This is a genomic window from Mesobaculum littorinae, assembly GCF_004011175.1.
Taxonomy (GTDB): domain Bacteria; phylum Pseudomonadota; class Alphaproteobacteria; order Rhodobacterales; family Rhodobacteraceae; genus Tranquillimonas; species Tranquillimonas littorinae.
In genome coordinates this window covers 400,478-423,388 of the sequence record NZ_RQXX01000001.1, presented here as the reverse complement: position 1 = coordinate 423,388, position 22,911 = coordinate 400,478, and the positions used below count along the sequence as shown (strand labels likewise).

The following is a 22,911-nucleotide window of genomic DNA, read 5'->3' as shown; positions in this document are numbered from 1 at the left end:
GGGCCTGCCGCACCCCGGGTGCGCCCGGCCTGCGCGCCGATGCGACGGTTGGGGCCGAAGACCGCCCCGGGCCTCTGCGCCGGGGCGGACGCCTCGACCGGGGATGGGGTTGCGGCGCCTCCGCGACTTCTCCCGTGACGCGGGCTCGCCCCGCATGACCCGCTGCGCCTACGTCACGCTTGTCACCAACGCGGATTTCGCCCGCGGCGCGGCGGCGCTTCTGCAGTCGCTGCGTCTGACCGGGACCGCCGCCGACCTCGTGGTGATGCATACCGAGGCTGTCGAGGCCGCGGCCCTCGCACCGCTCGTTGAGCGTGGCGCGCGGCTGGTGGCGGTATCGCTGCTGCCGACCTCGCCCGCCTTCAACGCGGCCCACGCCCGCGACGCGCTGCACGGCCGCGATCCCTTCACCAAGGGGGGCAAGCCGCCCTTCCACACGCCGCTCGACAATTTCGCCAAGCTGCGGCTGTGGCAGCTGGAGTACGACCGCGTGGTGTTCCTCGACGCCGATACGCTGGTGCTGCAGAACATCGACCGGCTCTTCGATTACCCCGAGTTCTGCGCCGCGCCGAATGTCTATGAAAGCCTCGCCGATTTCGGGCGGATGAACAGCGGCGTCTTCACCGCGCGGCCGTCGCAGGCGACCTTCGACGCGATGCTGACACGGCTCGATGCGCCCGGCGCCTACTGGCGGCGGACCGACCAGACCTTCCTGCAGGATTATTTCTCCGACTGGCATGGCCTGCCCGTCTACGACAACATGTTGCAATACGTCTGGTTCTCGCTACCCGAGCTATGGGACTGGAGCCGCATCCGCGTGCTGCATTTCCAGTACGAAAAACCGTGGACCGAGCATGCCAAGTCCGACCGCCTGCGCCCCCTGATCGACCTTTGGCGTGGGTACGAGGCGGGCGCACCCGCGCCCGACCTGTCGGCCCTGCCCGGCCCCGCGACGGGCGCATGAAGGTCGCGCTGACCGGCGCCACCGGCATCGCCGGCGGGGGTCTGCTGGCGGCATTGCGCGCCGCGGGGCACGAGGTCACGGTGCTGGGCCGCCGCCCCCTCGCGGGCGCGGCCCACCAGTCCTGGGCCCTGGGCCAGCCGGCCGAGCTGGGCGCGATGGACGCGCTGGTCCATGCCGCCTTTGCTCACGCCCCGGGCCGCTACCGCGGGGGCGAGGGCGATGATCCGACGGGCTTTCGCTACCTGAACCTCAACGGCACGCTGCGGCTCTTCGCGGCGATGCCGCAGGGCCGACCCATCGTCTTTCTGTCCTCGCGCGCGGTCTATGACGGCTGGCCCGCGGGCACGGTCCTGACCGAAGATCACGCGCCCCGCCCGCAGGATCTCTATGGCGAGGTCAAGACCCGCGCCGAGCAGGCGCTTTTCGCCCGGGGTGGCGCCAGCCTGCGCGCCACCGGGCTTTACGGGCCCGGCCCGGCGATGAAGTGGCGCAGCCTCTTCGACGCTTTCGACCGGGGCGAGACGCCCGCCCCCCGGGTGGCGACGGAACTGCATGTCGCCGACATGGCCGCAGCCGCCCTGATGCTGATCGAGACCCGCGCCACGGGGGCCTTCAACGCCTCGGGCCTCACGCTCGACCGCCGCGATCTTCTGACTGCCTATCTGCACGCCACGGGCCGGACCGCCGCCCTGCGGCCAGATCAGTCCGCCGCCCTGCCCGGCCCGCTGCCCGCCCCTCTGCCCAACCGCGCCGATCCCGGCGCGCTCAAGGTGATGCGGTGCGACCGCCTGCGTGATCTGGGATGGCGCCCGCGTCCCGCTTCGCAATTTGCCGCCGATCTGGGCGATATGCTCAAGCAACAGCCCTAGGGAACCGGCACCTTCCGTCCGCACTTGGCCGGAAAAGGAGCCGTCCATGCCCGATCCCGATTTCACGCTCGGCATCGAAGAGGAATACCTCGCCATCGACCCCGGGACGATGGAGCTTGCCGCCATCCCCGAGGCCATGTTCCGCCATGCCAAGGACCGGCTGGGGTCGAAGGTCAGCCCCGAGTTCCGCGACTGCATGATCGAGATCGGCACAGGCGTCTGCCGCGACATCGGCGAGGCGCGCGAGGATCTGGCCCAGCTGCGCCGCGGTGTGGCCGAGGTGGCCGAAGATCACGGTCTGGCCATCATCGCGGCCTCCTGCCATCCCTTTTCCGACCCTGCATCACGGGCGACGGGGCAGTCCGACCGCTATGATGCGATTGCCGAGGATATCGGTGGGATCGCCCGGCGGCTGATGACCTGCGGCATGCATGTCCATGTCGGACTGGGCGACGACCCCGAGCTGCGCGTCGACCTGATGCAGCAGTTCACCTATTTTCTGCCGCTCGTGCTGGGGCTCTCGGCCTCCTCCCCCTTCTGGAAGGGCGAGGACACGATGCTGCAGTCCTGGCGGCTCAACGTTTTCGACAGCGTGCCGCGCACGGGCCTGCCGCCGAAGTTCGACAGCTGGTCGGATTACCGGCGCACCGTGGACGTGCTGGTCGAGAACGAGATCGTCGAGGACGCGACCAAGATCTGGTGGGACCTGCGCCCGTCAGAGGCCTGGCCGACGCTTGAGACGCGGATCGCCGACGTGATGCCAAGGGTGGAAGAGGCTCTGTCGGTCGCGGCCTTCATTCAAAGCGCGATGGCCATGCTGTGGCGGCTAAAGCAGCACAACCAGCGCTGGCGCATCTACGACCGCTTTCTGGTAGAAGAGAACCGATGGCGCGCGCAGCGCTACGGCACCGCAGGCACGCTTCTGGACCTCGGGCAACGCAAGCTGCGGCCCTTCGCCGAAATCGTCGCCCAGCTGGTCGAGGAGATGGAGACCGAGGCCGCGTGGCTGGGGTGCCTCAACGAGGTGCGCGGCACGATGACGATCGCCGAGCATGGATCCTCGGCCCGGCGCCAGCGCGCGGTGCACGACCGGGCACTCGCCGACAGCGCCGATCCGCGCGAAGCGCTGCGCGCCGTCGTAGGCAGCCTTGCGCAGGAGTTCCGCGAAGGGCTTTAGGCACGGCGCGGCCCCCCGGGACGTCTGCGGGCCGCCCCTCGGTTCGGTAGAGAACGGGCGCGCCGGGGCGCGCGGCTGGCGCCGCCCCTGATGGACCATGCCCTGCAACCCTCGATGTGCCCGATCGCAGGTGCGTGCTTGGGCGACCTGCCGCCTATCTACGATGTCCCGGCATCACACCGGCGTGAAACTGCCCCTGCGGGACTGGACCCCGCGCCCGGTTTGGGATCAGGGTCACGGCAGACCGTGACGCCCGAAATACGAAGGTCTTCGCCATGTCAAATTCCGTTACCCGCCGCCGCGCCCTGCTTCTCGGGGCTGCCGCCTGCGCCGCCCCCGCAGTGCTGCGCGCACAGGACTTCTCGCCGATCCAGCAGGGCGGGGTCGACCGCAACGCCTCGGCCTTCCTGACGCAGCGGTGGGAGGATCACTTCGACAAGCTGGGCGTCGCCACGCTTCTGGCCGACACCGGGTCGCGCGCGCTGCACTACTGGTCCGCCGATGGCAGCGATTACCGGCTCTACCCCACCTCGGTGCCCAAGACCGACGAGCTGACCCGCCGCGGCCACACCACTGTGGTGCGCAAGGTCAAGGGCCCCGACTGGACCCCCACCGCGTCGATGCGCGAAGCCGATCCCAGCCTGCCCGCCTACATGCCCCCGGGCGAAGGCAACCCGTTGGGCACGCACGCGCTTTACCTCGGCTGGCCCGCCTACCTGATCCACGGCACCCACGATACCCGCAAGATCGGGCGCCGGTCGTCCTCGGGCTGCATCGGGCTCTACAACCGGATGATCGCCGAGGTGTTCGAGCTTGTGCCCGTGGGCGCGCAGGTCCGCCTGATCTAGGGAGCCTCAGGTCCTGCCCATCGCGTCGTTGCGGCCGCCCCTGGGGCGGCCGTTTGCGTGTGATGGCCCCGGCCCGATGCCGCACGCGGCCATGGCCCGGGACAACGGACGGCCCGCCGTTCCGCGCCGGCTTCGGCCTGCCCCGTGGCACCGACGGCAACGCCCCTCTTGTGCCGCGCGCAGGGCCGCGTATTCAGGACGGCATGCAGAATATCAGGCAAAGCCCGACCGATCCGGCCTTCGTCGCCGACCCCTACCCGTTCTACGACCGCGCCCGCGCCCTGGGCGAAGTCGTCTGGTGGGAAGACTACGACATGCCCGTCGCCCTGAGCCACGCGGCGGTGTCCGCCGCCCTGAAATCCCGCGACATGGGCCGCGAACCGCCCGACGGCCCACCCGTCGCGCCCGACCACCTGCGCAACTTCTATGCGATCGAACACAACTCGATGCTGGAGCTCGAGGCGCCGCGCCACACGCGGCTGCGCGGACTGGTACTGCGGGCCTTCACCTCGCGCCGCATCAACGGGCTGGCCCCCGAGATCGAGGCGCTCTGCCACGATCTGATCGACGCGTTTCCCGAAGGCCCCTTCGATCTGCTCCCCGCCTATGCCGACCGGGTGCCGGTGATCGTCATCGCCCGCCTTCTGGGCGTGCCCGACAGCGCGGCGGCGGATCTTCTGCGCTGGTCGCATGCGATGGTCGGCATGTACCAGGCCCGCCGCACCCATGCCGACGAGGTCGCCGCCGATACGGCGGCGCGCGACTTCGCGGCTTTTCTGCGCGACCATATCGCGCGGCGCCGCACCACGCCCGGCGACGATCTGCTCAGCCATCTGATCGCGGCCGAAGACGACGGCGCACGGCTCAGCACCGACGAGATGATCGCGACGGCGGTGCTGCTTCTGAACGCGGGGCACGAGGCCACGGTCCACGGCATCGGCAACGGGGTCGCCGCGCTGTACCGGCACGCCGATCCCGTCGCGACCACGCGCGAGGCCAGTGTCGCGGCCACGGTCGAGGAGATCCTGCGCTTCGATCCGCCGCTGCATCTTTTCGTGCGCCACGCCTATGCGCCGGTGCAGCTGGGCGGCGAGACGATCCCGAAGGGCGGGAGGATCGGCTGCTTGCTGGCGGCGGCGAACCGGGATCCGGCGGTCTTCGCCAACCCCGACCGCTTTGACCCGACCCGGCCCGCCACGGGCCAGATGGCCTTCGGCGCGGGGCCGCATTTCTGCGTGGGCGCCCCGCTGGCCCGGCTGGAGATGCAGGTCGCGCTCAGGGTCCTTTACACGCGCTGCCCGGAACTGCGCCCGGTCGATCCACCACGCATCGCCGACATCTACCATTTCCGCGGGCTGGAGGCGCTGGTCGTCGACCGCTAGGGCGCCTCAGCCCGCTTTCGCAGACCGGCGTCCCGCCCGCCCGCTGAAACACGGACCGGCCGGCGGGGCACCGCGGCCCGACCGCCTTCCAAAGCGGGGACCGCGCGCCACCCGGGGGCGACTGCCCCGTTTGGCCCAGGCGGCGCGCGGGTGGACCGCGCCGCATCCCCTCTGGACCTTCACCTGCGAAAGGTGCAAGGCGCGCGGGCACAATCGGGATCGCATCATGGACATGTCACCGCTGGCACTGGGGTTTCTGGGCAGTCTGGTCGCCGGGCTCATGACCGCGCTCGGAGCTTTGCCCGTGCTGGCCGGACGCACCCCGGGCCGCCCCTTTCGCGACATGTCGCTGGGGTTCGCCGCGGGGGTCATGCTGGCGGCGTCGTTCTTTTCGCTGATCATCCCCGCGCTGGACGCGGCCGAGCAGACCTACGGCGCGGGCGCGATCCCCGCGGCCATCACCTGCGCGTCGATCCTTCTGGGCATGGGCGCGGTCGCGTGGCTGAACGGAGCGCTGCCGCACGAACATTTCCGCACCGGCCGCGAAGGCCCCGAGGCAGATGCCCTGCGGCGTGTCTGGCTCTTCATCTTCGCGATCACCATCCACAACGTCCCCGAGGGGCTGGCCGTCGGCGTGGGCTTCGGCGCCGGCGGGCTTGAGGGCGGCATGCCGCTGGCGATCGGCATCGGCCTGCAGAACGCCCCCGAAGGGCTGGCCGTGGCGGTGGCGCTTCTGGGCGAGGGTTATGGCCGGGGCCGCGCCTTTGCCATCGCCGCGCTGACCGGTATGGTCGAGCCCCTGGGCGGCGCACTCGGCGCCGGCGTCATCAGCCTGGCCGAACCGCTTTTGCCCTGGGGGCTGGCCTTTGCCGCGGGGGCGATGCTGTTCGTCATCAGCCATGAGATCATCCCCGAAACTCACCGCAGCGGCCACCAGAACAAGGCGACGCTGGGCCTGTCGATCGGGCTGGTGCTGATGCTGTTCCTCGACGTCTGGCTGGGCTGAACGCCGCGGGCCACCTCCGGCGCGGCCCCAGATCGCGGCCGGCCATTGGCGATTGGCCTCCGAGCCACCGGGACGAACCGATACGGACACGACCCGTGCGCCCCCGTCGCCATGACGGGTCGCGCGGGCTATCGGTCACGGCCTTTGGTGACGGCGGAGGGTCGGTTCAACCCCTGCCGCGGTAGGGCGGCACGCCCTGGTCGGGGATCCAGACACCCTCGGGCACCGGGCCCGTCTGCCAGAAGACGTCGATCGGGATGCCGCCACGGGGATACCAGTACCCGCCGATCCGCAGCCAAAGCGGATCGAGACACGCGACCAGCCGACGGGCGATCGAGATCGTGCAGTCCTCGTGAAACGCACCGTGATTGCGGAACGCGGTGAGGTACAGCTTCAGCGACTTCGATTCGACCAGCCGGTCGCCGGGGACGTAATCGATCACCAGGTGGGCGAAGTCGGGCTGCCCCGTCATCGGGCAGAGCGACGTGAACTCGGGCGCCGTGAAGCGCACGTTGTAGCTGACGTCCGCCTGCGGGTTCCGCACCCGTTCAAGCCGGGCGGCCTCGGGGCTGGCGGGGACGCGGGTGGCGCCGCCCAGCTGGGTGAGATCGGCGTAGATGTCGTCGGTCATATCGAACTCCGGTCAGACGCCGCGCCTGTTGCCCCAGATCAGGACATGCAGCTGCGGCAGGATGCGGGGCGCGAACCATCGCGCGGCCATGGCGGTGTCGGTCAACCACTCCATCCGGGCGGCCATCGCGGCCAGATCGACGGGGATTTCGGGGTCGACCTCGGGGTTGCCGGGCTGCAGGTAGAGCGGCAGGTCCGGGTGGCGGTCATGCGCGGCGCGCGCCCAGTCGAAGTCGGTCCTGTCGAAGACGACGATCTTCATCACCACCTGGCCTGCCTGCCGCCCCGCATCCCGGCAGGCGGCAAAGGCCTTCCAGTCGACGCGTTCGCCGCTCGAGGGCGGCTTGGGCGAAAGGACCAGCATGTCGAGTTCGCCGAACCACGGCCGCGCGATCGACCCCTGGGTTTCGCAGGCGAAGCGATAGCCTTCGGCCCGCCCCCGCGCGATCAGAGGTCCGAAATCCTGGATCGCCGGATTGCCGCCGCTCAGCGACACGGTCAGGGGCTGCCCGCCGGACAGCCGGCGCACTTCGGACCAGACCTGGGCGTCGCTCATCGCGGTCCAGTCGTGGCGATAGGCGCTGTCGACGGCGTGCAGGCTGTCGCACCACGCGCAGCGGTAATCGCAGCCCCCCGGCCCGGACAAAGACCGTGGGCGCGCCGATCAGCGCACCCTCGCCCTGCACCGTCGGCCCGAAGATTTCGGCGATGCGCAGCGTCACGGGCGGTACTCGGCCCAGGTCTTCGGCGTTTCGCTGACGAAGACGGCGGCGGTTTCCCGCCAGCGCGCGCGGCACCAGTCGTGGAAATGGCGCGCCAGATGCTCGGCCGTCGAGGGGACATCCAGCACGTCGTTCAGGTGCCTGTGGTCGAAGGTGCCGTCGATATAGGCCTTGAACGGGGCCAGGTCGTGGTAGTCGCGCACGAAGCCGTCGCGGGTCAGGCTCTCGGCCGCCAGCTCGACGACGACGATGTAGTTGTGCCCGTGCAGGCGGGCGCACTGGTGATCGTCGGGCAGGTGGGCCAGCCGGTGCGAGGCGGAAAAGTGGAACTCCTTGCGGATGCGGAACATCAGCGCGCCTCCGCCACGGCCGTGCGCCAGAACCCGGGGTCGGCATAGTCCGTGGGATCGGGCACGCCGGCTAGGTCGAAGGCCTCGCGCCGCTCCACGCAGGTGCCGCAGCGCCCGCAATGCACCGCCCCGCCCTTGTAGCACGACCATGTCAGCGCAAATGGTGTGCCGTGGGCCGCGCCCTCGGTCACGATATCGGCCTTGGTCCTATGGACGAAGGGCGTGTGAAGCCGGACATTGGCATAGCCCTCGAGCGCCGCCTGCTGCATCGCATCGAAGGCCTGCGTGAAGCCGGGGCGGCAGTCGGGATAGATGAAATGATCGCCGCCATGCACCGCGGTGGCCACCGCCGCATCGCCGTTGGCGGCGGCGATGCCGAAGCCGATCGACAGCATGATCGCGTTGCGGTTGGGCACGACGGTGACGCGCATCGTCTCTTCGGCGTAATGCCCGTCGGGGACGTCGACCGCGTCGGTCAGGGCCGATCCGGTCAGCGCGGCGCCGATACCGCGCATGTCGATGCGATGCAGCGGCACGTTCAGCCGGTCCGCCGCAGCGGCGGCGAACTCAAGTTCTTTGCGATGGCGCTGGCCGTAATCGAAGCAGACGAGCCGGGTCAGGTGCGACCGGGCGGCGAGGATATGGGCGAGCGACACGGAGTCGAGCCCGCCGGAGCAGATCACGAGAGTCTTCATTTTCGGGGCCCTTGTTTTGGTGACCGGGTAGGCTGCGACCGGTTGCGGCGCGCTTTAGCGGCTGCGCCTTCTGCCCGCAACCCCGGGACCAGGGCCCGACCCGCGCAGCGCGCCCGCGTCCCGGGCTCAGGCCCCGGGCCCCGGGCCCCCGGTTCGGGGCAGACAGAGGCGCGCGGCGAAACCAAGGGGCAGTCCAATACCCAAAATGGCCCACCTGTTACAGCCGGACTCCGGCGCCGCTGCACCAGGGGTCAGGTCCCTGCGCGGTTTTGCCCGCCCGACACAGGCCATTGCCCCGCGCAGAACCAGCGCGATCGCGGAGAATGCGGACGCCCCCACCCCGCCCCATCGCAGGGCCGGCCAGCCGACCGGGCCCGTCCCGCCGGATCTGGCGGGCGGGCAGCCCTCAGGGCGCCAGGGTGCGGTAGTCGGTGAGCGCGATCCCGCGCGCCGCCAGATCCTCGGCAAGGCGCGGATCGGTCAGGACGGCAAGCTCGGCCTCGCGACGGTCGCACCATGCCGACATCGTCCTGAGGCGCGCATCGACATGCCCGGGATGGGTGACGAGCTCGCAAAGCTCATCCTCGCCTGCCGCCGCCTGAAGCTCTGCCAGCAGCTCGGCGGGTCCCAGGCGTCGTCCGGTCCAGCCCGACAGGACCCGCGGCGTCGCCCGAACCCCGTGGCGGCGCGCCTCGGCAGCAAAGGCGGGATCGTCTCCGCGCACGGGCAGCGCGTGATCGCGGGCGAGCGACAGGTAGATCCCGCGCAGGTGCGGCAGGCGATGCAAGCCCTGGTGGCTGTCGAGATGCGAGGGGCGGAGACCGGCGTCCAGCACCGCCTCGATCTGCGCGCGCCACTCGGCCTCGACCAGCGCCGGGGCAAGATGCGCGGCGGTCGCGGCGTCGGGCAGGGAGGCGCCGGTCGCGCGCGCCAGCTGCGCGCTCAGCGGCGCGCCGGTCGTCAGTTGCAGGTGGATGCCACAGGGCAGGCCCATGGCCTGCACCCGCGCCACCGCGGCGGGCAGGTCTGGATGCGCGGCGGCGGCCATCAGGGTGGTCTGGGTCACGATCCCCGATCGCGCGGCGGCGGCGATCCCGCGATCCACCGCCCGGGACAGCCCCGCGTCATCGGCCGTCACGATCAGCCGCATGCCCGGCCCTGATACCGGCGCACGCGGTCGAGCGCCGCGCAGAGCGCCCTGGCCCGGTCCCCCACCTCCGCGGCGCTGCGACCCGGCTTGTAAAGCGTCGAGCCCAGGCCAAAGCCGGTGGCGCCGGCCGCCCACCACGCGCCAAAGCTCTCTTCGTCGATGCCGCCCACCGGCAGGATCGGCAGATCCGTCGGCATCACCGCGCGCCAGGCCTTGAGCACGCCCGGGTGCGCCGCCTCGGCCGGAAACAGCTTCAGACCGTCGGCGCCCGCCTCGCAGGCGGCGAAGGCCTCGGTCGGGGTGGCGACGCCGGGCAGCGCAGCGGCCCCTTGGGCCTTGGCGGCGCGCACGACCTCGTCGCGCGCGTTGGGCGCAACGATCAGGCGGCCGCCGGCCTGAACGACCTCCGCGACCTGCTGCGCGTGCAGGACCGTTCCGGCGCCGATCAGCATGCGATCGCCCACTGCCGCGGCCATCGCCGCGATGCTTTTCAGCGGATCGGGGGAATTCAGTGGCACCTCCGCGATGGTGATGCCTGCGTCCGCCAGCGCGCGCGCCATGTCGGCGGCTTCCGGCGGGGTGACGCCGCGAAGGATGGCGACAAGCGGCATGGCGGCAAGGGCGTCGGTCAGGGTCATGGAAGGCCTCGGATCAGGTGATGGTGAAAGAATATCTGGCGGATTGGGGCCGCGGACGAAAAGGCACGGCCCAAGGACACGGCGCACTGGCACGGGCTAGAGGCACGGCACGGCGATCTCAGGGACTGGCCGGGCGCAGCAGGATCAGCCCGCCCGTGACGATGAGGGCGATCCCCGCCCAGGTGGCGGCATCGGGATAATGCCCCCAGATCGCCGCATCGAAGAGCAGCGCCCAGAGGATGCTGGTATAGCGCAGCGGCGCGATGCGGGCGACCGGCGCCCGGCGGAACGCCGCGATGATCAGGGTGTTCGCCCCGAGGAACGTCACCGCCGCCGCAAGAAGCCGCGCCAGATCGGGCACATGGGGCATCCGGGGCGCAGCCGGCAGGCCCGCCGTCGCCAGCCCCGCCGCCCCGATCAGCAGCGACGACAGGATCACCGACTTCAGCATGTCGGCCTCGGGGCGCAGGCGGCGGGTGACGAGATCCCGGCAGGCATAGGCCAGCGTCGAGATCAGCGCCAGCGCAAGGCCCAAGGGCGAAGCCCCGAGACCGGGGTTCAGAATCACGATGACACCGGCAAAGCCCATTGCGATGGCCAGAAGCGCGCGGCGCGGCAGCGGTTCGCGCAACACCAGCGCGGCCAGCGCCACGCTAACGAGCGGCATCGCCGCCTGGATCGCCGAAAGCAGCGCAAGCGGAAGCTCGAAGATCGCGAGCGCGAAGGTCAGCCCCGCCAGTGCGTCGAGCGCCGCGCGTGCCGCGCCCGCCCGGTCCAGCCTCCCTACCCGTCCGCGCGCCGCCCGCACGCCGATCACCACGGCGAGGAGCGCAATCGCGAGGCCCGAGCGCAGGGCGATGGCATGCCCGGGGGCCAGCCCGCCGACGCCCTTCAGAAGAACGCTGGACGCAACGCCGCAGAAAAGGGCGGCCAGGGCCAACCGCGTGCCGCCGCTCCCGCACGGCACGCCCCGGGTCGGGTCCTCGGTCCGCGCCACGATCCGGGACTCGGCGCTCATCGCGCGACGACCTCGACCCAGTTGCCATCGGGATCGCGCAGGAACAGGTACTGCGTGCCCGAGGCACCGGTGCGCGGCGCCCCGTCCGTCTCGATCCCGAGCTCCCTCAGCGCCAGGGCGGCTGCGTCGAGGTCCGCCACCCGCAGGGCGAGGTGGCGCGGCACGGGCGCCTCCTGCGGGGGCGTGTCGCCCACGACGAGCTCGACCATCCCGGCCCCGAGGTGCATCTGCTGCAACCCCGGCCTGGCAAAACCCGGCGTCAGCCCCAGCCGCGCGTAGAACACGGCGGAGCGGGCCAGATCGCTGCAGGGAATGGCCACGTGGTCGAGCGCCGCCGCGGGAAAGCCGGTCACGCGCCCACGCGCCCGGGCCAAAGCGCGGCTGCCGCACGGACCTGCCCGGCGCGGGTGGCCTCCTTGGCGTCGACCTTGCGCACGGCCGTGCCCAGATGGTCCAGCGCGGCGGCATAGCGGTCGGCCAGAACGCCGGTGGCCAGCAGGATCGTTTCGTCCGCATCGGGCCTGTGGGCCAGCTCGCCGCCGATCAGCACGCCCGACAGGAAGGCCGAGACCGAGGTCGCCGGCAACCGCCCCTGCAGCGCGTCGGCCCGCGCGGCGAAGGCGGCATGCGGCACCGGCACGGCCATTCCGTGATCGACCCCGTCGAGGAACGCCTGCGGATCGTCGGCATCGCCCTCGGCCAGTGCGCCGACCAGGCTCTGGCTGCGCAGAAGCGCGAAGATCTCGCCCGTCATGTGCGTTTCGAACCCGGTCAGCCGCCCCCCCGCCAGGCGCGCCCATTTTGCATGGGTGCCGGGAATGCAGATCGCGGCGTCGGTCAGGCCCAGAAGCTCGGCGGCACCGAAGATCTGCACCTCTTCACCGCGCATCACGTCGGCATGGCCGCGGGCGTCGTCGCAGGTGGCGCCGGGCAGGATCGCCGCCGGGTGCCCAGCGACGTCGAAACCGATCGCCGCGGCCGAGATGTCGGCCATGTCCGCGGGACAGGGGCAGTAAGGCGCCTCTTTCCAGCCAGCGCGCGATCCCACCATGCCCGACATCAGGATCGGCAGGGCGGGGTCCGACGCCATCCAGTCGCCGCAGGCCGCCATCAGCACCGCCTCGAACGCGCCGTCGGTCACGGCCTTGAGCCCCGTGTCGCTTTCCGTGCTGTCGCGCACCTGACCGTCGGAGTCGAGCGACCATGCCCGGAACCGCGTGCTACCCCAATCGACCGCGATGAAATCCATACCCTGCCTCTCCTGTCGTTGAACCATCTTCGGAAACTCGTTGACACAATACGGCGAACCTCGCTAGGTTTCAATTATGGAAAACAGGTCTCATATAAAGGGAATACCATGACGGTTCGTTTGGAAGGCGTGTTGCCGATCATCCCGACCCCCTTCGATTCCGCGGGTCAGGTCGATCAGGCGGCCCTGCGCAAACTGGCCGAGCATGCCGTCGCCACCGGGGCCGCGGCGCTGGTCTATCCCGGCGTCGCCTCGGAGGACGTGCAGCTGACCGCGGAGGAGCGGAAGGCCGCGCTGGATATCGTCGTCGGCACCGTCGCCGGTCGCCGCCCGGTGCTGGCGGGCATCAACGCCGCCGAGCCCGAAACGATGGTCGAGCTTGCCCGCTCGGTCGCCGCCACCGGCGTCGACGGCGTCATGGCGATGGCGATTCCCGCCATGGGAGACGAGACCGAGGCATGGTTCCACCGCATCGCCGAGGCGCTGGATGGTGGCATCATCGTGCTGCAGAACCTCTTTGCCCCGCGCGGCGCGGACCTGTCGGCCGAGGAGATGCTGTCGCTTGCCCGGGCCGTTCCCGCAATCCGCTACGTCAAGGAAGAGGGCGTGCCCTCGGGCCCCAAGGTCAGCCAGCTTGTCGCGGGCTGCGGTCCGGATCTGGACGGCGTGATCGGCGGCGGCGGCGCACGGTATCTCTACGAAGAGCTCGTGCGCGGCGCCGTGGCGACCATGCCCGCGCTGGAACTGCTCGAGATCCACGTCGCGCTGATGCGGGCCTGGGCCGTGGGCGACAAGGCGCGTGCGCTCGACCTTTACGAACGCACCCTGCCGCTGTTGCTGATCCAGGCCCCCTACCGGATGCGGCTGACCAAGCTGATCCTCCGCGACCAGGGCCTGTGCGCCACCGCCGACGTGCGCGAGGCGCTACCCGAAATGGACCCAACGCTGGAGCAGCTGATCCTCGACTTCCATTCCCGCGCCATGGCGGCGCTGGAGCCCGCGCATGCGTGATCGCATCGCATCGGTCGAGGTCTTCCTCTTCGAGCGCCCGCGCGACACCGCCTATCTGGGCGCGCCGGGCGACGGCGAGGTCGCGATCGGCGACCGCTACATCGTGCGCGGGTTCAACGGCACGGTCTATCCGCTGATCGACCGGTCGATCGTGGTACGCCTGCGCGACGCCTCGGGCGCCGAGGGTTGGGGCGAGACCTATGGCCTTGTCGCCCCCCGCGCGGTGATGGAGATCATCCGCGATCTTTTCGCCCCCTACCTGCAGGCGCTGCCGCCGATGGCCCCGGCAGAGACGTGGGACGCCCTCTACGCGTTGCAACGCAACCGCGGGTACTGGGGCGGCTATCTGGCCGACGCCCTGGCCGCACTCGACATCGCACTGTGGGACCTGCATGCGAAATCCGCGGGGCAAAGCCTTCAGGCCGCGCTTGGCGCCCCCGGCGCGGGCACCCTGCCCGGCTATGTCTCGGGCCTGCCCGCCCCAAGCCGCGCCGCCCGGATCGAGATGGCGCAGGACTGGAAAGAGCAGGGCTTCGACGCGGTCAAGATCCCGATCAGCCATACCGAGGCGGGCGATGTTCCGGGCGAGGTCGCGGCCCTGCGCGCGGCCCTCGGCCCCGACCACAAGATCGCGGTGGACATGCACTGGGCCTATACGGCGCCCGAAGCCATAGCCCTCGGCGAGGCGCTCGCCCCGCATGATCCGTGGTTTCTTGAAGCACCGGTCGCGCCCGAAGATGTCGAGGCGCAAGCAAAGGTCGCCGCGGGCATCCCCTGCCCGCTGGCACTGGGCGAGGAATGGCGGACGGACTGGGATTACCGTCCCCGCACCGCACGCCGCGCCTGCTCCATCGTGCAGCCCGAAATGGGGCATACCGGGATCACCCAGTTCGCCCGCATCGCCGCGATGGCGGCGGACGCAGGCGCGCAGGTGATCCCGCACGCGACCATCGGACTTGGCATCTTCATGGCGGCCTCGCTGCGCGCGGGCCTTGCCGCCGGCGCCGCCTGCCATGAATTCCAGCATTCGATCTATGCCCGCAACGCCGCGCTGCTGGACGCTGCCGCGCCCTGCACCGCGGGCCGGTTCGACATCGACGACACCCCCGGGATCGGCACCGCGCCGGGGCCGGACGCCTTCGCGTTCCTCACCAGGATCGACGATTGAAACACGGATGTAAGGAGGAGGAGACCTGCATGAGACATCTGAAAAAGACCGCCCTCGCGCTCGCGCTTGGCACGACCACCGCACTGTCCGCCCTGCCCGTCTCGGCCGAGACGCTGACCTTCGTCAGCTGGATGAAGGGCGAGCCCGGCTACGGCGACTGGTGGAACGAGGTGATCGAGAAGTTCGAAGCCGAGCACGAGGGCGTCGAGATCGAGATGACCAAGGTCGCCCGGGGCGACTATGCCGACACCATGTTCACGATGTTCGCGGGCGGCACGCCGCCCGACATCGTCCATCTTGCCGCCTTCGAATACCAGAGCTTCGCCAACGAGGGCTGGCTGGAGACGCTCGATCCCTACATCGAGGAATCGGGGCTGGATCTTGAGGGTTGGGCCGGTCAGGACACCTGCGTCTGGGACGGCGAGACCAAGTGCATCATGCTACTCTATACGGCGTATATCCTCGCCTATAACGAGCGCATGCTGAACGAGGCCGGCTTTGACGAGGTGCCGAAGGGCTGGGACGAGTTCCTGGAGGCCGCGCGCGCGACGACCAAGGACACCAACGGCGACGGGCAGACCGACGTCTACGGGATCGGCGTCTCCAGCGCCGGCGGGTCGAACATGATGCACGACATGCTGCACTTCGTGCTGGATGCGGGCGGCAACTGGACCGAGGACGGCAAGCCCTCCTTCGACAGCCCCGGCGTGATCGAAGGTCTGCGGCGCTTCAAGCAGATCTATACCGAAGGTCTGACGCCCCGCGATGCCGAGGCCGGCGACATGCGCCAGCTTCTGGTCGAGGGCCGCATCGCCATGCGACTGGACGGGCCTTGGATCTACAACATCATCAAGGATGCAGGCGAGGACATCCGCGACGACCTCAAGCTGGCGGAATCCCCGCTGGATCCGCCGGTCGGCGGCACGTCGAACGTGATCGGCATGCCCTCGGACATCTCGGACGAGCGCAAGGACCTTGTCTGGGACTTCATCCAGATCGCGACGTCGGAAGAGATGCAGCAGCGTTTCGCCACGCTGGGCTCGTCCCCCGCGCCGATGCCGGGGCTGGACTACACCGCCGAGATCGAGGCCGATCCCTATTTCGAACTTTTCGAGACGGCCAACAACAAGGCTGCCGAGGCCGGGATCGACCGGCTGCCCGCGGGGCTCGAGCTTGAGTTCAACGAGGTGGTCAAACTGGTCTTCCGCGAAACCCAGCGGATGCTGATCGACGATCTCGACCCCGAGGTCGCCGCCCAGAACATCCAGAAGGCCGTCGAGCGCATCGCGGACTGACCGCGACCCGCCGGGGGCAGTGGACCGGCCGCACCGGGGCTCTTTGCCCGCGGCGTAAGCGGCGGGTCCACGGCTCCCCGGGGCCGCCACGACATGTCGACCGGCTGCACCGCGCGGCCGGTCGGCCCGCCCCGGACACGACCGCCCCCGACACGACCTCGGACGCCCCGGCCGGCGACCCGATCCCGCCGGGTCCGGGGACGTTCCCGGAACGACCCGACGCCACTTGCCCACCCCGCCCATCACCCCGGGAGGAGACCCCACGTGATCGATTTCAGTTCGCCGCGCCACCGCGCGAAGTTCGGATATCTGCTTCTTGCCCCCGCCGTCATCATGATGGCGCTGATCATCATCTATCCGATCCTTCTGTCGGTGGACATTTCGCTTCAGGACGTGCGCATCGCCCGCGTCGGCGGCGACCGCGAACCCTGGACGCTGGAAAACTATCGCTGGCTGACGTCTTCGGCAGAGTTCTGGAATTCGCTCTGGGTCACGGCCAAGATGGTTCTGACCGTGGGCGGCATCTCTTTGATCATCGGGCTGGCGACCGCGCTGCTGGTGAACCAGAAGTTCCGCGGCCGCTCGCTCGCCCGCCTCTTCGTCGCCCTGCCCTGGGCCGTGCCGGAGGTCGTGGCGACGGTGATCTGGGCATGGATGCTCGACAGTTCCTTCGGCGTCATCAACTGGGCGCTTCTGAAGATCGGCCTCGTCGATCAGGCGATCCAGTTCGGCTCGAACTCCACCGCGGCATTCTTCGCAGTCTGCTTCGTGATGATCTGGAAGGGCTATCCGCTGGTCTCGATCATGCTGCTGGCCGGGCTGCAGTCGATCCCCGAGGAGCAATACCAGGCCGCCCGTGTCGACGGCGCCAATGTCTGGCAGCGGTTCTTCTACATCACCCTGCCCAGCCTCGCGCCGGTTCTGGGCGTCACCTCCGTCATGACCACGCTGTGGGTCTTCCGTGACTTCGCGATCATCTACGTGCTGACGCAGGGCGGTCCGATCGGGTCGACCACGACGCTGTCGATCCTGACGTTCGAACAGTCCTTCGCCTTCTTCCGCATGGGGCAAGGCGCCGCGGTGGGTGTCGTCACGCTCGTCATCTGCGCCTTCATCAGCCGTGCGCTGGTCGGCCGCTTCGCCAACTCGGTTCACTAAGGGGCCAGTGATGCAAAAACGCTCTTACCTCGGGACCTTCGGGATCTATGCGACGGTGATCTTCACCTGCGCCGTCCTGCTGTTCCCGATCTACTGGATGATCCTGACCGCGCTCAGCCCGCGCACGCAGCTGCGGGAGTTTCCGCCGCGGTTCTGGCCCGACGACCCGCAATGGGGCGTCTTCGCCGACCTTCTGGCCACGCAACCCTTCGGGCTGTGGATGTGGAACACGATCCTTGTCGCCGTGGCCACGATGGTCCTGTCGCTGACCGTGGGGGTGCTGGCGGCCTATGCCCTGTCGCGCCACCGGCTGCGGGGCGGCCAGGGGCTGGGGCTGTTCATCCTGACCTCGAAGATGCTGCCCGCGACGCTGCTGGTGATCCCGCTCTTCGCGATCTTCAAGTCGCTGGGCCTCGTGGGCTCGCTCTGGTCGGTGGTGATCGCGCAGTCGACCCTGATCGTTCCCTTCGCCACATGGATGCTCAAGGGCTACTTCGACACCATCCCGCCCGAGCTGGAGCACGCGGCGCTGGTGGACGGGTGTTCGCCCTTGGGCGCGCTGGTCCGGGTGGTGCTGCCGGTGGCGGCACCGGGCCTTGCGGCCACCGCGCTTTACGCCTTCGTCATCAGCTGGTCGGACTTCCTTTATGCCCGCACCTTCCTGACGACCTCGGAATCCAAGTGGACGCTGAATGTCGGCATCGCGACGCTCAAGGGCGAATTCGTCACCGACTGGAACACGATCATGGCGGCCTCGCTGATGGCGGCGGTTCCGATCATCGGCGTCTACCTCTTCCTCGAACGCTATCTCGTGGGCGGCCTCTCGTCCGGCTCCGACAAGTAAACGAAAGGGCCAGAACCTTGGCGACCATCGACTTCAAAAACGTCCAGAAAAGCTATGGCGAGGTCCATGCGATCCGGGACTTCACGCTGCATGTCGAAGAAGGCGACTTCTGCGTCTTCGTCGGCCCCTCGGGCTGCGGCAAATCCACCGCGCTCAAGATGCTCGCCGGGCTCGAGGCGACGACCGGCGGCACGATCTCGATCGGCGGGCGCGACGTCACCGACGCGGGCCCCGGCAAGCGGGACATCGCCATGGTGTTCCAGAACTACGCGCTGTATCCGCACATGTCGGTACGGTCGAACATCGGCTTCGGGCTGAAGATGCGCGGGCAGGACAAGGCCGAGATCAACCGCCGCGTCGAAGCCGCCGCCGAAACGCTGGAACTGACCGACTACCTCGACCGTCGCCCCCGCGCGCTGTCGGGCGGCCAGCGACAGCGGGTCGCGCTGGGGCGGGCGATCGTGCGCGAACCCAGCGCGTTCCTGATGGACGAGCCGCTGTCGAACCTCGACGCCAAGCTTCGGGTTCAGACCCGGTCCGAGATCGTGAACCTGCAAAAGCGGCTGGGCGTCACCACGATCTACGTCACCCACGACCAGGTCGAGGCGCTGACCATGGCGACCAAGATCGTGGTGATGCGCGGCGGCGTGATCCAGCAGATCGGCTCGCCCGAAACGCTGTTCGCGCAGCCCGCGAACATCTTCGTCGCGGGCTTCATCGGCTCGCCCGGCATGAACTTCTTCCGCGGGCCGGTCGAGGTCGTGGATGGCCGCGCGCAGACGCGTTTTGGCGAACAGGTCGTGCCGCTGTCGGTCGCGCCCGACGCGCTACGGGGGGGCGAGGCGATCTTCGGCATCCGGCCCGAGCATCTGAAGATCGGCGGCGACACCGGCACGCCCGTGGCGCTGGGTCTGGTCGAAAGCCTCGGGACCGAGAAGATCCTGCATTTTCCGACGCCCGAGGGCCAGGCCATCGGGTCGCTGCAGAAGGTCATCGGCTCAGACGACGCGGGCCGCGACAGCGCGACGATGCTGGCCCGTGTCATCGATGACCGCCGCTACACCGATGGGGAAACGGTCCGGGTCGCTTTGCCGGAGGGCAAGGTTCATGTATTCGATCCCGAAACCCAGAAAGCCCTGAGCTGAGGATCGCCCGGTGCCGGATTTCGACAATATCGCAAAGCGCTACCCCGGCGCCGGGACCCTGGTAAAGGGGATCCAGATCCTCGAACTCATCGGTGAATCCGAGCTGCCCTGCACCTCGACCCTGCTGTTGCGCGAGACGGGGCTGCCCAAGGCCACGCTTTACCGCCTGTTGGGGGCGCTGGTCGAATTCGGCTACCTGCGGCACGACAAGGCCGCAAAGACCTACAGCCTGGGCAAGCGTTTCATCGAACTGGGCCGCGGGTCGCTGGCCAGCTTCGACCTGCGCTCGGCCGCCGAGCACGAGCTGAACCGGCTGTCGACACAGCTGGGCCAGACCGTGTCGCTGACCGTGCTGCAGGGCGACGACATCATCTATGTCGACGTGCGCCGCCCGCAGAACCCGCTGGCCGTGGGCCTTGACGTCGGCCGCACCGTTGCGGCGGCGGAATCCGCGTCGGGCCGGGCGATGATGGCGGCGATGGCCCCGCACGAGATGAACCGCTTCATCGCCGCTTACGACCCCGACACCCAGCACCGGATCCTGTCGGAGATCGCGATCAGCCGGGCGCGGGGCTATTCCATCGCCGAATCCGGCGCGATCCCCGGCCTGATCGTCGTCGCGGTCGAGGTGCACGGCCCCCCCGGCATGGGCCGCGGCGCCATCGCCGTCACCGCGCATGAAAGCGCGCTAAGCCTGGAACAGCGTCACATCGTGGGACGCGACCTGATGGAGGCGGCACGCCGCGTCATGGGCAATATCGGAACCGCAAGCGTCAGCATCTCGCCCAACCCGCGGCGGCACAGCCATATCGCCGAGACGCTGGAATGCGTCGACGCCGCAGGGGCCATCGTCGGCGAAGGACCGGCTTGGGACGCACGCGCGGGCGTGCTGCGATGGGTCGACCTGGCCGCGCCCGCGACGCGGGTCTTCGACCCCGAGGGTGCGCGGACGGCGATGTTGCCTGCCCCGCGGCTGGTCTCGGCCGTGCTGCCCGCAGGCGACGGGTCGGTCATGGCCGTCACCCAGAACGGGCTGGAGCGGCTGGGCGAGCATGGCGACCTGACGCCGCTATACGACCCCGAGGCGCACCTGCCCGCCAACCGCTTCAACGATGCCAAGGTCGACAGCGCCGGGCGGATCTGGGCCGGCACGATGAGCCTCGATGCCTCGATGCCCTCGGGATCGCTCTACCGGTTCGACACGCCGACCTCGGCGCGGGCCATGGATGGCGGCTTCCAGGTCTCGAACGGGCTGGGCTGGTCGGCGGACGACCGCACCTTCTACTTCACCGATTCCGGGCTGGGCACCGTCTTTGCCTATGACTTCGACGCCGCGGCGGGCGCGATCTCGAATCGGCGGGTGTTCCTGAGCGTCGACCCAAAGGACGGCAAGCCCGACGGCCTGACCGTCGATGCCGAGGGCACCGTGTGGATCGCCTTCTGGGACGGCTGGCGGGTGGCCGGCTACCGACCCGACGGCCGCCTGGTCCGCGAAATCGACATGCCCGTGCCGCGCCCCACAAGCTGTTGTTTCGGGGGGCCGGACCTGCGCACGCTCTACATCACCTCGGCCTCGATCCGCCTGCCCGCACAAGTGTTGCAGGAGGCTCCGCTGTCGGGCGGCCTCTTCGCGATCGGGATGGACGTGCCCGGACGCCCGACGACCGAGGTGGCGCTGTGACCGATACCTTTCACGGCACCCATGTCCTGGTCACCGGTGCAGCCGCGGGGATCGGCCGCGCCACCGCCATCGCCTTTGCAAAGGCGGGCGCCAAAGTCTCGGCGCTTGACCGCGATCCGGTGCAGATCCCGGCAGGGGATGCGACCCCGGGGCAGATCCATCCCGTCGCCTGCGACCTGAGCGATCTGGCGGCGCTCGAGCGCATCTTTGCCGACCTTATTGCCGCGCGCGGAGCCGTGCGGGTGCTGGTCAACAACGCCGGCGTCGACCGGCGCATCCCGCTGGCCGACCTCGATGCGGCGACGTGGGACGAGATGATGTCGCTGAACCTCGACCACCAAGCCGCGCTTGCCCGCCTTGCCGCGCCGGGAATGGCGGCGGCGGGGGGTGGCGCGATCGTCAACCTGACCTCGACCGCGTGGATGAAGCTTGCCGGCACCCTCGCCGCCTATCACGCGGCGAAGGCGGGGATCGTCGGGCTGACCCGCGGTCTGGCGCGCGATCTGGGTGGCCAGGGCATCCGCGTCAACGCCATCGCGCCGGGGCGGGTTGTCACCGAACGGGTCGAGGCCAAGCTGACCCGGGACTGGATCGCCGAGACCCACGCGTTGCAATGCATCCCCGACCTGATCCGTGCCGAGGACATCGCCGAGGCCGCGCTGTGGCTCGCCTCGCCCGGCGCGCGGATGATCACCGGTCAGACACTCGTGGTCGACGGCGGCGTGGTCTGAGCGCCGCCAGCCCCGCTATTGCGCCGCGACCATCCGAGGCTGAGGGTCAGGGGCGGCAGGCAGCTCCCAGGCCGGGAAGCTGACCGGTTCGGCCGGGGTGGTCCGGGCGGCGATGGCGGTGGCATAGAGCCGCTCGTAGCTGTCGATCATGCGCGCCGCGGTATAGCGCGCCTCGACCCGGGCGCGGGGGGCATGGCGGGGGATGTCGAGCGCGGCGCGCAGGGCGCGCGCCAATGCTGGCGCGTCACCGGGCGGGGCGTACCGGCCGCAGGAGCCCAGAACCTCGCGCACCGCGCCCATGTCGGTTGCGGCCACGGGCAGTCCGCAGGCCATCGCCTCGATCGCGGCCAGGCCGAAGGGTTCGTCCCAGAGCGGCGTGAAAAGCATCGCCGAGGCCCGCCCGAAGGCCGCCGCCAGATCGGCGCCCGCGAGATGCCCGCCATAGCGGATCCCACCCCCGAGAAGCGGCCGCACGCTGTCTTCGAAATAATCGCGATGTTCGATGGTGCCAAAGATCGTCAGCGGCACGCCGGCAATCCGCGCGGCCTGCGCGGCGAGGTGCGTGCCCTTGGTCGGCGTGATCCGCCCCGCCCATACCGCGCTGCCGTCGCCCTGCGCCGCGTAGGACCAGTCGGCAGGGTCGATGCCATTCGCCACGACATGCGCCTCGTCCGGGGCCCTGCCGGGCCACCAGACCTGCCGCTGCCTGTCGCTGCAGACCGTGAACCGGGCCCAGGGGGCGGCTGCGCCAAGCACTGCGCGGGACAGCGCCTCGAACGGGGGCACATGCAGCGAGGTGACCATCGGCACCCCGTCCCTCCGCGCCATCCGCGGCGGATACCGGTGGAGGGAATTGTTGTGGACGACGTCGAACCCGCCTGAGCGCAGCGCGTCCACCCCCGCGCCAAAGGCATCGTCGAGCACTGCGTTGAGCGTCTCGGTCCCGTGAAACCGATGCCAGGGATAGGTGCGGTCGTAGTGTTCCCCGATCACCGGATGCAGGCGAAACGCCGGATCGCTGTCGGCCGAGGCAAACAGAGTGACGTCATGCCCCCGCGCCATCAGGCCGCGGACGAGATGCCAGGAATGCGCCTCCATCCCGCCCATGAAGGGGGCGGCGATGGGGTGACGGATATGCGAGACGACCGCGATGCGCAGTCCGGGCAGTCCCGACACGCCG

The 22,911-nt window shown here is 69.8% G+C and carries 23 protein-coding genes and 1 pseudogene; 14 read left to right on the top strand and 10 right to left on the bottom strand.

Translation table 11 applies throughout. The features are described from left to right. Positions 1–154: 154 nt before the first annotated feature. The 6 genes from EKE94_RS01975 to EKE94_RS01950 all read left to right on the top strand — a co-directional run bounded on the left by EKE94_RS01975 (position 155) and on the right by EKE94_RS01950 (position 6,246). Positions 155–964, top strand: a complete 810-nt coding sequence (locus tag EKE94_RS01975; RefSeq protein ID WP_127904916.1) for a glycosyltransferase — start codon at positions 155–157, stop codon at positions 962–964. Beyond that, entirely contained in the window at positions 961–1,833 is an 873-nt protein-coding gene (locus tag EKE94_RS01970) for an NAD-dependent epimerase/dehydratase family protein (RefSeq protein ID WP_127904915.1), read from the top strand. The genes EKE94_RS01975 and EKE94_RS01970 overlap by 4 nt, the downstream gene beginning before the upstream one ends. Positions 1,834–1,879: 46 nt before the next feature. Then, on the top strand, positions 1,880–3,010 hold the full coding sequence (locus EKE94_RS01965; protein ID WP_127904914.1) for a carboxylate-amine ligase: 1,131 nt from the start codon (positions 1,880–1,882) through the stop codon (positions 3,008–3,010). 275 nt (positions 3,011–3,285) lie between these two features. After that, positions 3,286–3,858 (top strand): L,D-transpeptidase, encoded by a 573-nt coding sequence (locus tag EKE94_RS01960; protein ID WP_127904913.1) that lies wholly within the window; start codon positions 3,286–3,288, stop codon positions 3,856–3,858. Positions 3,859–4,061: 203 nt separating this feature from the next. Continuing rightward, positions 4,062–5,240, top strand: a complete 1,179-nt coding sequence (locus tag EKE94_RS01955; protein ID WP_127904912.1) for a cytochrome P450 — start codon at positions 4,062–4,064, stop codon at positions 5,238–5,240. Between the two features lie 226 nt (positions 5,241–5,466). Then, a complete protein-coding gene (locus EKE94_RS01950; protein WP_407940857.1) occupies positions 5,467–6,246 on the top strand; it encodes a ZIP family metal transporter in 780 nt (259 codons plus the stop codon). Between the two features lie 166 nt (positions 6,247–6,412). On the opposite strand, the gene queF is transcribed toward EKE94_RS01950, so the two are convergent. The 9 genes and pseudogenes from queF to EKE94_RS01905 form a co-directional block, all read right to left on the bottom strand. Continuing rightward, positions 6,413–6,877, bottom strand: coding sequence for a preQ(1) synthase (gene queF, locus EKE94_RS01945; protein WP_127904911.1), 465 nt, complete (start codon positions 6,875–6,877; stop codon positions 6,413–6,415). A 12-nt stretch (positions 6,878–6,889) separates the two neighbouring features. Next, positions 6,890–7,598: pseudogene (queE, locus tag EKE94_RS01940) on the bottom strand (7-carboxy-7-deazaguanine synthase QueE). Beyond that, positions 7,595–7,948 (bottom strand): 6-pyruvoyl trahydropterin synthase family protein, encoded by a 354-nt coding sequence (locus tag EKE94_RS01935; RefSeq protein ID WP_127904910.1) that lies wholly within the window; start codon positions 7,946–7,948, stop codon positions 7,595–7,597. Before EKE94_RS01935 ends, queE begins: the two are co-directional and overlap by 4 nt. Then, on the bottom strand, positions 7,948–8,643 hold the full coding sequence (gene queC / locus EKE94_RS01930; protein ID WP_127904909.1) for a 7-cyano-7-deazaguanine synthase QueC: 696 nt from the start codon (positions 8,641–8,643) through the stop codon (positions 7,948–7,950). Before queC ends, EKE94_RS01935 begins: the two co-directional genes overlap by 1 nt. 406 nt (positions 8,644–9,049) lie before the next feature. Then, entirely contained in the window at positions 9,050–9,793 is a 744-nt protein-coding gene (locus EKE94_RS01925) for a carbohydrate deacetylase (protein ID WP_127904908.1), read from the bottom strand. Next, positions 9,784–10,431, bottom strand: a complete 648-nt coding sequence (locus EKE94_RS01920) for a 2-dehydro-3-deoxy-6-phosphogalactonate aldolase (RefSeq protein ID WP_127904907.1) — start codon at positions 10,429–10,431, stop codon at positions 9,784–9,786. The genes EKE94_RS01925 and EKE94_RS01920 overlap by 10 nt, the downstream gene beginning before the upstream one ends. Before the next feature lie 118 nt (positions 10,432–10,549). Next, positions 10,550–11,449, bottom strand: a complete 900-nt coding sequence (locus tag EKE94_RS01915; protein ID WP_127904906.1) for a DMT family transporter — start codon at positions 11,447–11,449, stop codon at positions 10,550–10,552. Then, positions 11,446–11,802, bottom strand: a complete 357-nt coding sequence (locus EKE94_RS01910; RefSeq protein WP_164870790.1) for a VOC family protein — start codon at positions 11,800–11,802, stop codon at positions 11,446–11,448. The genes EKE94_RS01915 and EKE94_RS01910 overlap by 4 nt, the downstream gene beginning before the upstream one ends. Then, positions 11,799–12,698 (bottom strand): 2-dehydro-3-deoxygalactonokinase, encoded by a 900-nt coding sequence (locus EKE94_RS01905; RefSeq protein WP_164870789.1) that lies wholly within the window; start codon positions 12,696–12,698, stop codon positions 11,799–11,801. The genes EKE94_RS01910 and EKE94_RS01905 overlap by 4 nt, the downstream gene beginning before the upstream one ends. Before the next feature lie 108 nt (positions 12,699–12,806). Here EKE94_RS01905 and EKE94_RS01900 point away from each other — a divergent pair, with 108 nt between their 5' ends. The 8 genes from EKE94_RS01900 (at position 12,807) to EKE94_RS01865 (ending at position 21,731) form a co-directional block, all read left to right on the top strand. After that, entirely contained in the window at positions 12,807–13,709 is a 903-nt protein-coding gene (locus EKE94_RS01900; protein WP_127904903.1) for a dihydrodipicolinate synthase family protein, read from the top strand. Then, positions 13,702–14,877, top strand: coding sequence for an enolase C-terminal domain-like protein (locus EKE94_RS01895; protein WP_127904902.1), 1,176 nt, complete (start codon positions 13,702–13,704; stop codon positions 14,875–14,877). Before EKE94_RS01900 ends, EKE94_RS01895 begins: the two co-directional genes overlap by 8 nt. A gap of 29 nt (positions 14,878–14,906) precedes the next feature. After that, on the top strand, positions 14,907–16,172 hold the full coding sequence (locus EKE94_RS01890; RefSeq protein WP_127904901.1) for an ABC transporter substrate-binding protein: 1,266 nt from the start codon (positions 14,907–14,909) through the stop codon (positions 16,170–16,172). Positions 16,173–16,436: 264 nt separating this feature from the next. Next, positions 16,437–17,330 carry a carbohydrate ABC transporter permease gene (locus EKE94_RS01885; RefSeq protein WP_127904900.1) on the top strand — a complete coding sequence of 298 codons (894 nt, stop codon included), beginning with the start codon at positions 16,437–16,439 and terminating at the stop codon, positions 17,328–17,330. A 10-nt stretch (positions 17,331–17,340) separates the two neighbouring features. After that, entirely contained in the window at positions 17,341–18,174 is an 834-nt protein-coding gene (locus EKE94_RS01880; protein ID WP_127904899.1) for a carbohydrate ABC transporter permease, read from the top strand. Between the two features lie 17 nt (positions 18,175–18,191). Further along, positions 18,192–19,319: an ABC transporter ATP-binding protein gene (locus tag EKE94_RS01875; RefSeq protein ID WP_127904898.1), complete on the top strand. Its 1,128-nt coding sequence runs from the start codon at positions 18,192–18,194 to the stop codon at positions 19,317–19,319. Positions 19,320–19,329: 10 nt separating this feature from the next. Then, positions 19,330–21,000, top strand: a complete 1,671-nt coding sequence (locus tag EKE94_RS01870; protein WP_127904897.1) for an SMP-30/gluconolactonase/LRE family protein — start codon at positions 19,330–19,332, stop codon at positions 20,998–21,000. Beyond that, positions 20,997–21,731, top strand: a complete 735-nt coding sequence (locus EKE94_RS01865; protein ID WP_164870788.1) for an SDR family NAD(P)-dependent oxidoreductase — start codon at positions 20,997–20,999, stop codon at positions 21,729–21,731. Before EKE94_RS01870 ends, EKE94_RS01865 begins: the two co-directional genes overlap by 4 nt. 15 nt (positions 21,732–21,746) lie before the next feature. On the opposite strand, the gene EKE94_RS01860 is transcribed toward EKE94_RS01865, so the two are convergent. After that, on the bottom strand, positions 21,747–22,907 hold the full coding sequence (locus tag EKE94_RS01860; protein ID WP_235855861.1) for a glycosyltransferase: 1,161 nt from the start codon (positions 22,905–22,907) through the stop codon (positions 21,747–21,749). Positions 22,908–22,911: the final 4 nt, after the last annotated feature.

Coding starts and splice junctions, on each gene's coding strand:
- EKE94_RS01915 (WP_127904906.1), bottom strand. CDS start 11,449: ATGAGCGCCGAGTCCCGGATCGTGGCGCGGACCGAGGACCCGACCCGG.
- EKE94_RS01895 (WP_127904902.1), top strand. CDS start 13,702: ATGCGTGATCGCATCGCATCGGTCGAGGTCTTCCTCTTCGAGCGCCCG.
- EKE94_RS01880 (WP_127904899.1), top strand. CDS start 17,341: ATGCAAAAACGCTCTTACCTCGGGACCTTCGGGATCTATGCGACGGTG.
- EKE94_RS01950 (WP_407940857.1), top strand. CDS start 5,467: ATGGACATGTCACCGCTGGCACTGGGGTTTCTGGGCAGTCTGGTCGCC.
- EKE94_RS01970 (WP_127904915.1), top strand. CDS start 961: ATGAAGGTCGCGCTGACCGGCGCCACCGGCATCGCCGGCGGGGGTCTG.
- EKE94_RS01965 (WP_127904914.1), top strand. CDS start 1,880: ATGCCCGATCCCGATTTCACGCTCGGCATCGAAGAGGAATACCTCGCC.
- EKE94_RS01975 (WP_127904916.1), top strand. CDS start 155: ATGACCCGCTGCGCCTACGTCACGCTTGTCACCAACGCGGATTTCGCC.
- EKE94_RS01955 (WP_127904912.1), top strand. CDS start 4,062: ATGCAGAATATCAGGCAAAGCCCGACCGATCCGGCCTTCGTCGCCGAC.
- EKE94_RS01935 (WP_127904910.1), bottom strand. CDS start 7,948: ATGTTCCGCATCCGCAAGGAGTTCCACTTTTCCGCCTCGCACCGGCTG.
- EKE94_RS01890 (WP_127904901.1), top strand. CDS start 14,907: ATGAGACATCTGAAAAAGACCGCCCTCGCGCTCGCGCTTGGCACGACC.
- queF (WP_127904911.1), bottom strand. CDS start 6,877: ATGACCGACGACATCTACGCCGATCTCACCCAGCTGGGCGGCGCCACC.
- EKE94_RS01925 (WP_127904908.1), bottom strand. CDS start 9,793: ATGCGGCTGATCGTGACGGCCGATGACGCGGGGCTGTCCCGGGCGGTG.
- EKE94_RS01920 (WP_127904907.1), bottom strand. CDS start 10,431: ATGACCCTGACCGACGCCCTTGCCGCCATGCCGCTTGTCGCCATCCTT.
- EKE94_RS01960 (WP_127904913.1), top strand. CDS start 3,286: ATGTCAAATTCCGTTACCCGCCGCCGCGCCCTGCTTCTCGGGGCTGCC.
- EKE94_RS01905 (WP_164870789.1), bottom strand. CDS start 12,698: ATGGATTTCATCGCGGTCGATTGGGGTAGCACGCGGTTCCGGGCATGG.
- EKE94_RS01900 (WP_127904903.1), top strand. CDS start 12,807: ATGACGGTTCGTTTGGAAGGCGTGTTGCCGATCATCCCGACCCCCTTC.
- queC (WP_127904909.1), bottom strand. CDS start 8,643: ATGAAGACTCTCGTGATCTGCTCCGGCGGGCTCGACTCCGTGTCGCTC.